The 13,864-nt window shown below is 39.4% G+C and carries 11 protein-coding genes; 6 read left to right on the top strand and 5 right to left on the bottom strand.

The annotated features are described in order from the left end of the window. Positions 1 to 7 precede the first annotated feature (7 nt). Positions 8 to 2,554 carry a nitrite reductase large subunit NirB gene (gene nirB / locus F959_RS08845; protein ID WP_004879288.1) on the bottom strand — a complete coding sequence of 849 codons (2,547 nt, stop codon included), beginning with the start codon at positions 2,552 to 2,554 and terminating at the stop codon, positions 8 to 10. A gap of 27 nt (positions 2,555 to 2,581) precedes the next feature. Continuing rightward, positions 2,582 to 3,934, bottom strand: coding sequence for an MFS transporter (locus tag F959_RS08840; RefSeq protein WP_004879287.1), 1,353 nt, complete (start codon positions 3,932 to 3,934; stop codon positions 2,582 to 2,584). Between the two features lie 519 nt (positions 3,935 to 4,453). On the opposite strand from F959_RS08840, the gene F959_RS08835 reads away from it, so the two are divergent. From F959_RS08835 to accC, 5 genes are all read left to right on the top strand, one after another. After that, the gene (locus tag F959_RS08835; protein ID WP_004879286.1) at positions 4,454 to 5,044 is read left to right on the top strand and encodes an ANTAR domain-containing response regulator; all 591 of its coding nucleotides are present in this window, start codon (positions 4,454 to 4,456) and stop codon (positions 5,042 to 5,044) included. Next, on the top strand, positions 5,045 to 6,082 hold the full coding sequence (locus F959_RS08830) for an ABC transporter substrate-binding protein (RefSeq protein WP_004879285.1): 1,038 nt from the start codon (positions 5,045 to 5,047) through the stop codon (positions 6,080 to 6,082). It abuts the gene before it with no gap. A gap of 739 nt (positions 6,083 to 6,821) precedes the next feature. Further along, complete coding sequence (aroQ, locus tag F959_RS08820) at positions 6,822 to 7,271, top strand: type II 3-dehydroquinate dehydratase (protein WP_004879281.1); 450 nt, start codon at positions 6,822 to 6,824, stop codon at positions 7,269 to 7,271. Between the two features lie 27 nt (positions 7,272 to 7,298). Beyond that, positions 7,299 to 7,718, top strand: a complete 420-nt coding sequence (accB, locus tag F959_RS08815; RefSeq protein ID WP_004879279.1) for an acetyl-CoA carboxylase biotin carboxyl carrier protein — start codon at positions 7,299 to 7,301, stop codon at positions 7,716 to 7,718. 17 nt (positions 7,719 to 7,735) lie between these two features. Continuing rightward, positions 7,736 to 9,100, top strand: a complete 1,365-nt coding sequence (gene accC / locus F959_RS08810; protein ID WP_004879277.1) for an acetyl-CoA carboxylase biotin carboxylase subunit — start codon at positions 7,736 to 7,738, stop codon at positions 9,098 to 9,100. A 48-nt stretch (positions 9,101 to 9,148) separates the two neighbouring features. Here the strand turns inward: accC and F959_RS08805 are convergent, their stop codons facing one another. Then, positions 9,149 to 9,619 (bottom strand): hypothetical protein, encoded by a 471-nt coding sequence (locus F959_RS08805; RefSeq protein ID WP_004879275.1) that lies wholly within the window; start codon positions 9,617 to 9,619, stop codon positions 9,149 to 9,151. Between the two features lie 203 nt (positions 9,620 to 9,822). On the opposite strand from F959_RS08805, the gene F959_RS08800 reads away from it, so the two are divergent. Further along, the gene (locus tag F959_RS08800; RefSeq protein WP_004879274.1) at positions 9,823 to 11,313 is read left to right on the top strand and encodes an amidase; all 1,491 of its coding nucleotides are present in this window, start codon (positions 9,823 to 9,825) and stop codon (positions 11,311 to 11,313) included. A gap of 7 nt (positions 11,314 to 11,320) precedes the next feature. Here the strand turns inward: F959_RS08800 and F959_RS08795 are convergent, their stop codons facing one another. Next, entirely contained in the window at positions 11,321 to 12,487 is a 1,167-nt protein-coding gene (locus F959_RS08795; RefSeq protein ID WP_017196941.1) for an MFS transporter, read from the bottom strand. Between the two features lie 169 nt (positions 12,488 to 12,656). Next, complete coding sequence (locus F959_RS08790) at positions 12,657 to 13,862, bottom strand: amino acid aminotransferase (protein WP_004879271.1); 1,206 nt, start codon at positions 13,860 to 13,862, stop codon at positions 12,657 to 12,659. Positions 13,863 to 13,864 lie beyond the last annotated feature (2 nt).

Raw genomic sequence — 13,864 nt, 5'->3', positions numbered from 1 at the left:
ATTCTCCTTATGCTTCAACCATTGGGATACGATCAACTGAACGTTCAGCTTCATTTAGTGGGCGAATTTGATCACGCACTTCTGTAAATTGAATGTATGGATCGGCTTGTTGCTCCGCACTCGCATTGATATAAGTTTGGAAACGTTTACGGATCTCAGGATTTTCAACGGCAGTACGCCATTCATCTTGATAGGTACCGATCACATGCGACATACGGTTTTCAAGTTCTTCAGCAAGTCCTAAAGAATCTTCAACAATCACCGCTTTGAGATAATCTAAGCCACCTTCCATATTGTCACGCCATACACTGGTACGTTGTAAACGATCCGCGGTTTGAATGTAGAACATAAAGAAACGGTCGATATAGCGAATCAAAGTTTCAGTATCCAAGTCAGAAGCCAAAAGCTCTGCATGACGCGGTTTCATACCACCATTACCGCAGACATATAAATTCCAACCTTTTTCAGTTGCAATCACACCAACATCTTTACCTTGTGCTTCAGCACACTCACGAGTACAGCCTGACACCGCCATTTTCAATTTATGAGGTGAACGTAAGCCCTTATAACGATTTTCTAATTCAATCGCTAAACCGACAGAATCATCCACACCATAACGACACCACGTACTACCGACACATGATTTCACCGTACGTAATGATTTACCGTAAGCATGACCAGATTCAAAGCCAGCAGCATTTAACTCTTCCCAAATAAATGGTAACTCGTGTAGTTGCGCACCGAATAAATCGACACGTTGACCACCTGTAATTTTGGTGTATAAGTTATATTTTTTGGCAATTTGACCCACGGCAATCAAGCCATCTGGTGTGACTTCACCACCCGCCATACGCGGAACAACTGAATAAGAACCATCTTTTTGAATGTTCCCCAAGTAGTAGTCGTTACTGTCTTGTAGACCCGCGTGGCTTGGTTCTAATACAAAGTCATTCCAGCATGATGCTAAAATATTGGCAGTCATTGGCTTACAAATATCACAACCTAGACCATGACCATGTTGTTGAATCAAATCATCAAATGTTTTGATTTCATTGACACGTACTAAGTGATAAATCTCTTGACGTGAATATGGGAAATGCTCACACACATGGTTATTAACGGTTACACCTTGACGTTGTAACTCAGATTTTAAAACTTGTGTCACCAACGGCGCACAACCACCACATGCTGTTGCAGCTTTAGTACATTTCTTTAAAGCACCGAGTGAAGTTGAACCATCACAAATCGCTTGGCAAATATCCGCTTTAGATACGTTATTACATGAGCAAATCGTTGCACTGTCTGGAAGTAAATCAACGCCACTACCGCCTGCTTTCGCACCAGAATCAGCAAAGCCTGGCATGATCAAACTTTCAGGCGTTTCAGGCAGTGCCAAACCATTCAACATCATTTGCAAAAGGTCGTTATATTCTTTCGCATCACCAACCAGTACAGCACCTAACAGTTTCGTCTTATCAGCATCAACAACAATTTTCTTATAAACCAATGCATCTTCATCAGCAAAGAAATAGCTTAGTGAGTTTGGTGTCATACCGTGCGCATCACCAACCGAAGCTACATCTACGCCCATTAACTTCAATTTAGTGCTCATATCGGCACCCGCGAAGCTATGTGTTTCTTCGGCAAGGATATGTTTTGCTGCAATACGAGCCATGTCATAACCCGGTGCAACTAAACCATAAATTTTATTATCCCAAAGCGCACATTCACCAATCGCATACACGTTGTCATTTGAAGTTTGGCAATAATCATTGATTTTAATACCACCGCGCTCACCAATTGCTAAGCCGCTAGAACGTGCCAACTCATCACGTGGACGAATACCTGCTGAGAATAAAATCACATCAGTTTCAAGTTCACTGCCATCAGCAAACTTCATCACATGCGTCGCTTCACTACCTGCCTCAATCGATGAAGTTGCTTTTTGAGTATGAACTTTAACACCTAGGTTTTCGATTTTACGACGTAAAACTTTACCGCCTAGATCATCGATTTGAACAGCCATTAAACGCGGTGCAAACTCAACCACATGCGTTTCTAAGTTTAAATCGCGTAATGCTTTTGCTGCTTCTAGACCGAGCAAACCACCACCGATTACCACACCTGTTTTAGCATTCAAACTCGCTTCGCGAATTGCGTCTAGATCTTCAATGGTACGATATACAAAACAGTTTTCGCGATCATTACCATCAATTGGAGGAACGAAAGCATAAGAGCCTGTTGCTAAAACCAACTTATCGTAACTAATCACATCACCCATGCTGGTAGTGATCGTTTGATCTGCTGTATCAATGGCAATTGCTTTTGTATTTAGTCTTAAATCAATACCATGTGCATCCGCGAAATCGAAACGAGCAAGTGACAAATCTTTTGCTGATTTACCAGAGAAGTATTCAGTCAAATGAACGCGATCATATGCAATACGTGGTTCTTCAGCGAGAATTGTGATTTCTAATTCATCATCAGCTTTTTCTAAGATGGCTTCGATGAATTTATGCCCCACCATACCGTGACCAATCATCACTAATTTCATTGTGTTTCTCCTAAAATCTAATCTGGGTTAAGCTGCGCTGTTTTGTTCTGTGCCGCGTTCTAACACTGCTTGTTCGAATAAGCGTTGTTCTTTTTCTTTATGCTCTACCGAAAATCGGATCAGCATGACAGAACTCGCTGCTACCACCACCAAGCCACCTAAAACCATTAAACAAGTTTGAATATCGAGCATTCCTTTCAATAAGAAACCTGCTGCAACTGCTCCCACGTTTCCACCTGCCCCGATAATGCCTGCAACACCACCAAGTGCTTCACGATCAATAAAAGGAACCAATGCATAGGTTGCACCACATGCCATATGGGTAAACAGTGCAAATATAGTCATGCTCAAGATTGCAAGTGCTGCGCTATTCATATGAGAGAACAGCATGAGGAATAAGCCTTCGCCTAAAATGAGAAGGAATAGAACTTTAGTACGTCCATCCAAACCTTTTTTAAGTGCGACTCTATCTGAAAGGATACCGCCGAGCGCTCGAGCAAATAGTGCAAGTAAACCAAAGATACCCGCCGCTAAACCTGCTTCTTTTAAACCAAAACTGAAATGATCTACGTAGTACATCGCAATAATGTTATGAATAAAGATTTCTATGCCGAAGCATGCTGCATAAGAGAAGAAAAGAATCCATACACGGTAGTTACGTGCTGCATGCATCAAGATTGCAAGACCGCCCTTTTTGTCGCTACCCACCACAACACCTTGGGCACGAAGCTCTTTGTAATCACCTTGAGGACAGTCTTGAGTAAATTTCCAGTAAAGTACACCGACAATCAGCATCATCACACCCGGTACAAGCAGTGCAATTCTCCAACCCATCGCTTGCTCAACACCAAACATCACCAAAGCAGAAAGCAATAGCGGCATAATCGCTTGTGTCGCACCACCACCCGCATTACCCCAACCTGCTGATGCGGCATTTGCAGTGCCCACAACATTTGGGGCAAACATGACACTGGTATGATATTGAGTAATTACGAAGCTCGCGCCAATTGCGCCGATCAGTAAACGAAAGAATAAGAACGATTCATAGCTATTCGCTGCTGCAACACCAAAGACAGGAATACTGCCAATTAGTAATAAAGCGGTATACGTTTTACGTGGGCCATATTTGTCACACAGCGGTCCAACAATCAAACGAACAAGAATCGTGATCGTAACTGCTGCAATATTGATATTCGCGATTTGATCTTTGGTTAAATGAAATTCACCTGCAATGACTGGCATCAACGGTGCGCAAGCAAACCAAGCAAAGAAACAAACAAAGAATGCAAGCCAACTGAGGTGAAACGCTCGCATCGCTGGTGCGGAAAAGCTAAAGAGCTTAATTGATGTGGCCTTTTTCGCCGATAAATCTAAAGACATTGCCATCTCCCATACTGAACGTATACTGCTTTGTCGACACATCAAGCTGTGTTAACAAACCGATCAGATCGGACATCGTTGGCCGTCTTACAATTTTAAAAAGTCGTCTTTGACTGAGATTAAATAAGCAAGTGCTATGCCAACTCACAATTAATTTTTAATTAAAATATTAAGGAATTGTTTTTATTATATTTTTTTAAAATATCATCGTCTCTACAAATGCTAAAACATGCTTTAACATCATGCACTATGAATAATGACCTGTTTTATTGCATCCTCATCTATGCTTCAAAAAAACTCTTTTTTTGCACCATAAAGATACACAATCCATCTTTTAAGGATTCCAACATCGATTTTCATTTCATCATCACAAAAGCAGCGATACAATAAAGCGCATAAACAACAAGTCTATAAAGGAATTGCACCGAATAAGAATTTCTTTATGGCACTAATATTGCTTCAAAAACAATGCTTACGGCACATTCATGTGCTCATATCTATAGATTGACCTTTATACTTATGCCGAAACTCAAAATCGCACTCATTGACGATGATCAGGCTCGAGCGGAATACATTAAGACCAGTTTAATTCAACATGACTTTGATGTAGTTGCTTGCTTTACACTCGATCACCTGAATATTTTTAAGTTAGAACATCTTCAAGCAGACGTAATTCTACTTGATATGGATCACCCACATCGTGATGTCATTGAAAGCTGTGTGAGTAACTTTGACTTACCTACTGTCCTCTTCACCAAAAACACAGATAAAGACACCATCAAACAAGCTGTCGATGCGGGGATCACAGCCTATATCGTTGATGGTATCGACCCAAGTCGTTTGCATACCATTTTAGATATTTCTATTGAACAATTTAAAAAGCACAAGAAACTCGAATGTGATCTCAGAGATGCAAAAACTAAACTTGCAGATCGTAAAGATGTCGAAAAAGCCAAAGTTCTACTCATGCAATTGCATGGATTGACTGAAGATACTGCATTCCAGTTACTACGAAAAAATGCAATGAGTCATCGTATGACGATTGGTGAAATGGCACGTCGTCTGCTTGATGCCCAAGAATTGTTAAATAATCAAATAAAGGATGAATAGATGAGCCATTCAGTTGAATTAGGAAACTTAGAAAAAACCGAATTGCAACTTGGTTATATTCCTTTGCTTGATTGTGCCGCGTTATTGTGGGCAAAACATCGAGGCTTTTTCCAAGAAGTTGGGCTAGAGGTCACATTAGTCAAAGAAGCATCGTGGGCAAGTCTCCGTGACCGTCTTGCCTTTGGCTTATTAGATGCTGCACATTGTTTATCCGCAATGTTACCTGCTGCTGCAATCGGTGCAGATCAAATTGGCATCCCTTTACAAACACCTTTAGTTTTAAGTGAAAACCGTGCATTTATTAGCTTAAGTCAAAAACTATGTTTTGAACTCGACATACAAAAGCAAGACTCTGCACAAGTTACTGCAAACAAATTGGTTGGTTATATCAAACAGCAAAATCCAGTGTCTTTAGCGCATGTATTCAAACATTCGATCCATCATTATTGTTTGAGAGAATGGTTAGCACTTGCTGATGCAGAACTTGCCCATACGATCAAAGTGAAAACCTTACCACCTCCGTATATGGTTGAAGCTCTGAGTAATCATTTAATTGATGGCTTTTGTGTAGGAGAACCTTGGAATACTCAAGCTGAGTTACAAGGTCTCAGCCATATCGTTTGTTCAAGTCAACAAGTTGCGCCAAATGTCGCTGATAAAGTACTTGCTGTGACTCAAGAATGGGCTGCTCAGAATCCAAATACACTCATTGCATTAAGCAGCGCCATTTTGAAAGCTCAACGAGAACTTCAAGTCTTAGAGGATTTCAGTCCTGTTTGGGAGCTTTTGACAGAATTTGATGTCATACAATTCAATTGCTCAGCTGATGTACATGTTGAAAAGTTTTATACCATCCAAAATATCATTCGGAATTTTGTGCAAAATACGGCTGAACCTAAAAACAGTGATTTCGAATGGCTTTTTCAACAAATGCAAAAGTGGAACAGTTCAAATGACCGAGCAGAATCCTATGAAATTCAAGCATCTAGTTGTCTTTTGCTAGATACTTACACTGCTGCAATTTCAATGACAAAATAAAAAAAGCTGTCTTTGTAAAAAGACAGCTCAAAAATCAAGAATGATATGCATTCATCATCAACAAGTCCTGAGTAATAATGATTTTAAATGATTAAACTTAACTTTTTCAGACAATTTTATGTCATTAATCGCTACCCGAAATGACACAATTCATGCTTTTTTGCCAATCGCTAAGCACAGCAAATTGAATAAAGAGCAAACAACGACCTGAATCGAAAATGATTAACAATAAAGACTTGTATAAACCATAAAGACTATAAGGATATTTCATGTATTCGAGCGCAAATAACAGAATGACTCGTGCAAAACTAATGCTCACTCGCCAACAAGAACCATCAACTAAAAGCATAAAAAACAGTTATTTATGCTTAAATTATTCGACTAATTACCTATTCCATTGTTTTTACAAAATGAATAATTTAGTCCACCAGTTAGTACATCTAATCATCACTAAAAATAGCAATTCATTTTTTTTGACTTCCGAGTTACACAAATCACCTCTACGAAATAAGGGATTTCAGTTTAAAATATTCAAAAAGCAAAATATCTAAAAATTTGTCATTTTTTAACATTGCCAATTCCTTGCAAAGTTTTCATTATATGCACCATGCTTGGTATGCAAATTTCTTCACTGATTAAAACAAATTATAAAAAAAATGCAGAATTTTGTGCCATAATAAGCAAACTTTGCAGACATCTTGCAAAAAACTTTTGCAGATTTAGAATTGGAGCAGGCTGAATGAGCTCAACCATTTTGGTGATTCACGGACCGAATTTGAACTTGCTAGGAAAGCGCGAACCAGAGGTATATGGTTATCTCACTTTAGATGATATTAACCAACAACTCACTGCTCAAGCTCAAAATGCATCTTTAACCCTAGATACTTTTCAAAGCAATTGGGAAGGTGCGATTGTAGATCGCATTCATCAAGCGCAAAACGATGGGGTAAAATTTATTATTATCAACCCTGCTGCGCTAACACATACCTCAGTTGCTGTACGTGATGCCCTTCTCGGCGTTGCGATTCCATTTATTGAAGTTCATTTGTCAAATGTTCACGCACGTGAGGCATTTCGTCATCACTCGTATTTATCAGATAAAGCCATCGGCGTGATTTGTGGCTTAGGTGCTAAGGGTTACTCCTTCGCACTCGATTACGCTATCGAAAAAATTCAATCTTCTAACTAATTTATACATTTGCAGGAATGCTCACTCATGGATATCCGTAAAATCAAGAAACTCATCGACTTGATGATTGAATCTGACTTACAGGCGATTGAAGTTAAGGAAGGTGATCAATCCATCTCATTAACTCGTCCAACACCAGTTTATGCTGCTCCAGTTGCTGCTGCTCCTACAGCTACAGCGCCTGCTGCACCTGCTGCAAAAACACCACGTGGCGCAGTAGAAACCTCACCAATGGTTGGTGTGTTCTACGCAGCTCCAAGCCCTGGTGAAGCACCGTTTGTAAATGTAGGTCAAACTGTTTCAGCGGGTGAAACGCTTGGTATCATCGAAGCAATGAAGATCATGAACCCAATTGAAGCAACTCAAAGTGGCGTAATTGAAGAAATTCTAGTGAAAAATGGCGAAGTCATTCAATTTGGTCAGCCACTTTTCCGCTACCGTGCTTAATCAGTTTGGGGATTTCTATGTTGCAAAAAGTATTAATTGCAAACCGTGGTGAAATCGCTTTACGCATTACGCGGGCTTGCAAAACTCTTGGCATTAAAACTGTTGGTATTTATTCTGATGCCGATAAAGACTTGATGCATTTACGCTTTGTTGATGAAGCAGTATGTATCGGGCCGGGTGCAAGTAGCGAAAGCTATTTAAATATTCCTGCAATTATTACTGCTGCAGAAATTACAGGTGCTGATGCCATCCACCCGGGTTATGGTTTCTTATCTGAAAATGCTGAATTTGCTGAAATTGTAGAAAATTCAGGTTTTATTTTCATTGGTCCACGTCCTGAACATATTCGCCTTATGGGCAATAAAGTATCAGCGATTATTGCTATGAAAAAGGCAGGTGTACCGACAGTACCTGGATGTGACCATGCCGTAACGATCAATAATGCACTTGCTGAAGCCAAAGAAATCGGCTTTCCATTAATCGTTAAAGCAGCCGCTGGTGGTGGTGGTCGTGGTATGCGTATTGTTGAACGTGTCGATACGCTTCTCGAGTCAGTTCAAGCTGCTCAACGCGATGCTGAAATGTGGTTCGGTGATGATACCGTGTATATGGAACGCTTCTTACAGAAGCCTCGCCATGTCGAAGTACAGGTATTAGGTGATGGTAATGGTCACGCGATTCATTTATATGATCGAGACTGTTCTTTACAACGTCGTCATCAAAAAGTGTTAGAAGAAGCGCCTGCACCAAACCTACCAGAACAAGCACGTGCAGATATTTTAGAAGCATGTGTAAATGCTTGTAAATTGATGCAATATCGTGGTGCTGGTACGTTTGAATTTTTATTTGAAGAAGGTGAATTCTTCTTCATTGAAATGAACACGCGTGTTCAGGTTGAGCATCCAGTTACTGAAATGGTGACAGGTGTTGATATTATTGAACAGCAACTTCGTATTGCTGCTGGTTTAGGCTTAGAACTTGAACAAGATCAAATCGAAGTTAAAGGTCATGCGATTGAATGCCGTATCAATGCAGAAGACCCAACGACGTTCTTACCTTCACCCGGTAAAATCGAGAGCTTCTATGCTCCGGGCGGTGCTGGCATACGTTTAGACTCTCATATTTATCAGGGCTATAGCATTCCGCCATACTACGATTCGATGATTGCTAAATTGATTTCATATGGTAAAGATCGTGAAACATCTTTATCTCGTATGCGTCAAGCTTTAGATGAAATGATTTTGACAGGTATTAAAACTAATATTCCATTACACAAAGACTTAATCTTAAAAGATAAAAACTTTTGTGAACAAGCAATGGATATTCACTACCTAGAAAAACATTTGCTCAAACAGCTCGAACCACAAGCTGAGAAAGCATAAATAAAAAAGCCTCTTAATTTTAAGAGGCTTTTTTATATCGATAAAATCTTATGGTAAAACTCGGCGTAGCGTTGCAAAGCACTTGTCGCCTTTTTCATTAGCGCAGAAATCAATCGTATGCTCATTTTCCCATTTCACGAAATATTGTGAAACTTCACCAGTTTGATCTTGCTGTTGACCTGAACAATCAACTTCATTGTTGTCATATTTGATCTGTAAAATCAGAGCTGGTAATCGCTCTTTATGATCGTCAGAAGGTTGATAATCATAGAGACCATAAGTCCATTCTTTACCACTTTTGATAACGACATCGCTCATACCACGGAAGTTATAGTACTCTACACATTTTTTATTATTTGCGATTTCCATTCCCCACAGCCCCATAATTTCAGGTCGAGTAATGACGCGAATTGCATTTGCCTTAGCTGCTTGTTGCGCTGTTGCTGTATTTGTCACTGTCTCTGCCATCGTCCATGTCGAGCAGGCACATAATAATCCAATAATATAAATATTTTTCATAGATTTAATTAAGTCGTCTTCTAAAACGTTCCATGGCCTTAACTTAGCATATTTTTTAAGAAAAACACTTAATCATAACCATATAAACACAATATTTTTGTCGGACGATTTATTTGATTGTGATCTAATTTTTTTAAGGTATTCTTGATGATTAAAATTATTTCTCTGTACTTTATAAAAATTTAGCTGAAGGGATAAAGGCTATGAAATTTTCTGAATACATCCAATACGACGGTTTAGGTTTAGCTCAGTTGATCAAACAAAAGCAAGTTCATCCTTCTGAGTTATTGGAAATCGCATTAGAACGTACAGCTCTGGTTAACCCAAAGCTTAATGCAGTCATTATTCCAATGTACGAGCAAGCAAAACATCGTGCTCATCAACCTAAATCAGGTATGTTTGCTGGTGTTCCCTTTTTGGTCAAAGACTTATTTCAAGAATATCAAGGTATTCCAACCTCGTACGGAAGCCAAGCACTCAAAAATATAAACTATACGCCTGATTTTAATGCTGAAATTGTCAATCGTTGGGAAGAAACAGGTATTATTACATTCGGTCGTACCAATACGCCTGAGTTTGGGATCAAAGGCATTACTGAACCTGATGCTTGGGGTACTTGTCATAACCCTTGGAATTTAAAATATAATAGTGGTGGCTCTTCTGGCGGTTCAGCATCGGCTGTTGCTGGTGGTTTAGTTCCAATTGCAGGCGCTGGTGATGGTGGCGGTTCAATTCGTATTCCAGCTTCTTATTGTGGTTTATTCGGTTTGAAACCGAGCCGAGGACGTACGCCTTGGGGGCCACAATATAGTGAAGCGATGCATGGTGCTGCAATGCAGCACGTCTTGAGTAAAACCGTTCGAGACAGTGCGGCGATGTTAGATGCAGTACAAGGTCCAGAACAAACTTCGCTATTTAAAATTGAAGCACCAACCCAGAAATATTTAGATGTTATTCAACAAACTCCTAAAAAATTAAGAGTCGCATTTAATACTGCATCACCAATCGGCACTAAAGTATCTAAGGATGCGATTCAAGCCGTTCATCAAACAGCAAAGCTTTTGGAATCATTAGGACATATTGTGGTTGAGGATCACCCACAAATTGATGGAATGGCATTAGCAAAAGATTTCGTCACAACTTGGTTTAGCCAATTCTCTTATATGCAAGCGCAAATTAAGCAAATGTCAGGTGCAACAGATCATGATTTTGAACTTGATTCTGTTGCCTTGGCTGCTTTTGGAGCTAAAACCACTGCAACAGAATATATTCATACTTTGAATAATTGGGGACACTACAGTACTCAAATGAATCTTTTCTTTGAACAGTATGATTTATATTTAACACCAACCACTGCTTCGGTTGCCCCAAAAAATGGAGAAGTCGCAACCCCTGCTTGGCAAAAACCAATTTTAAAAGGTCTTTTAAAAGTTGGAAAAGCACATTATTTAGCTCAAGGAAAGCTAGTTGAGCAAATGGTGAGAGATAATTTAAGTTGGGTTCCATTTACGCAACTTGCCAATGTAACTGGTTTACCTGCTATGTCTGTCCCACTCTATTGGAATAAAAATGGCTTACCTTTAGGAAGTCAATTCATTGCACCTTTTGGTCGCGAAGATCGTTTACTGCAACTTGCTGCTCAGCTTGAACAGGCACAACCTTGGATGCCAGAATATCAAAAGATAAAAATCTAAATGATCATTAGGCTGTTGTTTCAACTTGATTCGGCAGCCAAATTACCAACATCAAGCCCAATAGCACGACGATACTCGCACAGAGAAATATCCTCGAGCCTGAAAAAATCTGCCAATAATGTCCCGCTAATAAACTACCTGATGCGACGCCTAATCCCCACATCGTGCTATAGAGTGCTTGACCACGTCCCTGCTGTTCTGCTGAAAAGTTTTGGAAAATAACTTTCATTGCAATCAAATGGAATAAGCCAAAACTAAATGCGTGTAAACATTGTGCAAGAAGTTGTCCTATAAAATTAGCTTCAAGCATTCCCACTAAAAACCAACGCAAACTCGTAAGTAGCAGACAAATGATAACCAGTGATCGCCATGAGAATCGAGTAAAAAAGACTTTTTGAGCGATCGCAAACATGACAATTTCAGCAATAACGCCTGTCGCCCATAATGAGCCGATCTGTGTAGTACTAAACCCAATTTCTTTCAGAAAATTACTATAAAAACTGTAAAATGGTGCTTGTGAAAAAAGCAAAATAAATTCAATTGTGAAAAATACCGCAATCATCGGCTTTTTCAAAATCGGCAATAAAGGTTCTAATTTTTTTTGTGAACTTGGTGCATGTTCTGGCTCTTTAATGCTGAAAGACCACAGAAAGGCTAAAAATGAAACGGATAACAGTAAAATCGGTAACATTGAAATGGGAATAACTTCTAACAATGCTCCTATCGCAAACACACCTACAATGAAACCCACAGACCCCCATTTACGTACTTTTCCATATAGCTCAGCTCTCTTTTCGCCTAACCAAAATAAAGTAACCCCTTCAAATTGTGCCAAAATTGCATTTTGAAAAAAGCTAAAAATCAGCATCAGTAAAGCCACGGATTGAAAACTATTTGGAATAATAAAAATTGCAAACCAAATACAGGCTTCCATCCAAGTTGCAACTCGAACCAAAAGCATCCTTTTACCTGATTTATCTGCAATCCACCCCCAAATAAATGGCGCAAAAAAACGAGTAATGATTGCAATCGAAGATAAAATACCGATTTCTTGATAATTAAAACCTTGATCTTGTAGATAAAGATTCCAATAAGGCATGAACGTGCCAACAATTGAATAGTAGAAAAAGTAAAAACCACCAAGTCGGGTTTTAATATTCAATGATTGCAACAATTTAAGAAACCCTTTGGTGGCTTAATGCCAAGCTGAAAAGAGATGAGATATTTTTATAATTCTATCTTATTTAAACATTGAGTTCTTAACTCTAGATAGAGAATGATCAATACTTTTTCTTTATTTTTATAAAAAAATAGAGCCTCTCGGCTCTATTTTCTTGATGGTATCAAGCTGACTTCGCCAATACTTCAGCCATTGCTTTGGCAACTTTATAAACATTGTTCATGTTTAAACCAGCCACACAAATACGCCCACTACGGACTAAGTAGATCGCATATTCTTCACGAAGCGTGTCCACTTGTTCAGCCGTTAAACCTGTATAGCTGAACATCCCTTTTTGATTCACAAGATAGCTAAAGTCACGATCAGGTAAGGCTTTAGTCAGTTCATCTTTGAGGATGCTACGCATTTTAATAATACGCTCACGCATCTCTTTCACTTCACCCTGCCATTGTTGGTTTAAATCAGCATCATTGAGTACTTGATCAACCAACCATGCACCTGTTGTTGGTGGGCTAGAGTAGATACGACGTACTGTTGCTTTTAACTGGCCGAATGTGCATTTTGCGGCTTCAGCATCATCACATACGAAAGTTAAACCACCAACACGCTCACCATACAGTGAGAAGATTTTAGAGAAAGAGTTGCTGACAATAAAGTTCAAGCCCGCTTGGTCTAGAGCACGGATTGCATAAGCATCTTGTTCCATACCATCGCCAAAGCCTTGATAAGCGATGTCGAGGAATGGAATCAGATTACGCTCTTTTAACACTGCAATCACTTGATCCCATTGTGCTGGATTTAAATCCGCACCTGTTGGGTTGTGGCAGCAAGGGTGTAATAACACGATGCTTTGCTCTGGCAAAGTTTTTAATGTTGACAACATACCGTCAAAATCAACACCACGTGTTTCAGCATCAAAATATGGATAGAAGTTGCTCTTGATGCCTGCACCGTTGAAGATCGCAACATGGTTATCCCACGTTGGTTGGCTCACCCAAACTTCTGAATTTGGAAAATAAGTTTTTAAGAAATCTGCACCGACTTTTAATGCACCTGAACCACCCAAAGTTTGAATGGTAGCAACACGACCTTGTTGAATTGCTGGGCTATTTGTACCAAACAATAATGCTTGAATCGCATCACGGTAAGGTTTGAAGCCTTCCATTGGGAGATAAAGTTTGGTTTTATCATTTTTAGGCACAATACGTTTTTGAGCTTCGATAATGGTATCAAGCTGAGGAACGATACTGTCTTCGTTGTAGTACAAACCAATACTCAGGTTAACCTTTTCAGCGCGAGAATCAGCATTAAACTGTTCCATTAAAGAGAGGATTGGATCGCCTGCATAAGGTGGGATATGTTGAAACATTA

It is taken from the genome of Acinetobacter venetianus RAG-1 = CIP 110063 (assembly GCF_000368585.1).
In the GTDB taxonomy this organism is placed as follows: Bacteria; Pseudomonadota; Gammaproteobacteria; order Pseudomonadales; family Moraxellaceae; genus Acinetobacter; species Acinetobacter venetianus.
The sequence above is the reverse complement of the archived record's forward strand: the minus strand, read 5'-3'. Positions and strand labels throughout refer to the sequence as shown.

Bases quoted from the DNA above. Each gene is read 5' to 3' on its own strand.
- accB (WP_004879279.1), top strand. From the start codon at position 7,299: ATGGATATCCGTAAAATCAAGAAACTCATCGACTTGATGATTGAATCT.
- F959_RS08840 (WP_004879287.1), bottom strand. From the start codon at position 3,934: ATGTCTTTAGATTTATCGGCGAAAAAGGCCACATCAATTAAGCTCTTT.
- nirB (WP_004879288.1), bottom strand. From the start codon at position 2,554: ATGAAATTAGTGATGATTGGTCACGGTATGGTGGGGCATAAATTCATC.
- accC (WP_004879277.1), top strand. From the start codon at position 7,736: ATGTTGCAAAAAGTATTAATTGCAAACCGTGGTGAAATCGCTTTACGC.
- aroQ (WP_004879281.1), top strand. From the start codon at position 6,822: ATGAGCTCAACCATTTTGGTGATTCACGGACCGAATTTGAACTTGCTA.
- F959_RS08800 (WP_004879274.1), top strand. From the start codon at position 9,823: ATGAAATTTTCTGAATACATCCAATACGACGGTTTAGGTTTAGCTCAG.
- F959_RS08835 (WP_004879286.1), top strand. From the start codon at position 4,454: ATGCCGAAACTCAAAATCGCACTCATTGACGATGATCAGGCTCGAGCG.
- F959_RS08830 (WP_004879285.1), top strand. From the start codon at position 5,045: ATGAGCCATTCAGTTGAATTAGGAAACTTAGAAAAAACCGAATTGCAA.
- F959_RS08805 (WP_004879275.1), bottom strand. From the start codon at position 9,619: ATGAAAAATATTTATATTATTGGATTATTATGTGCCTGCTCGACATGG.
- F959_RS08790 (WP_004879271.1), bottom strand. From the start codon at position 13,862: ATGTTTCAACATATCCCACCTTATGCAGGCGATCCAATCCTCTCTTTA.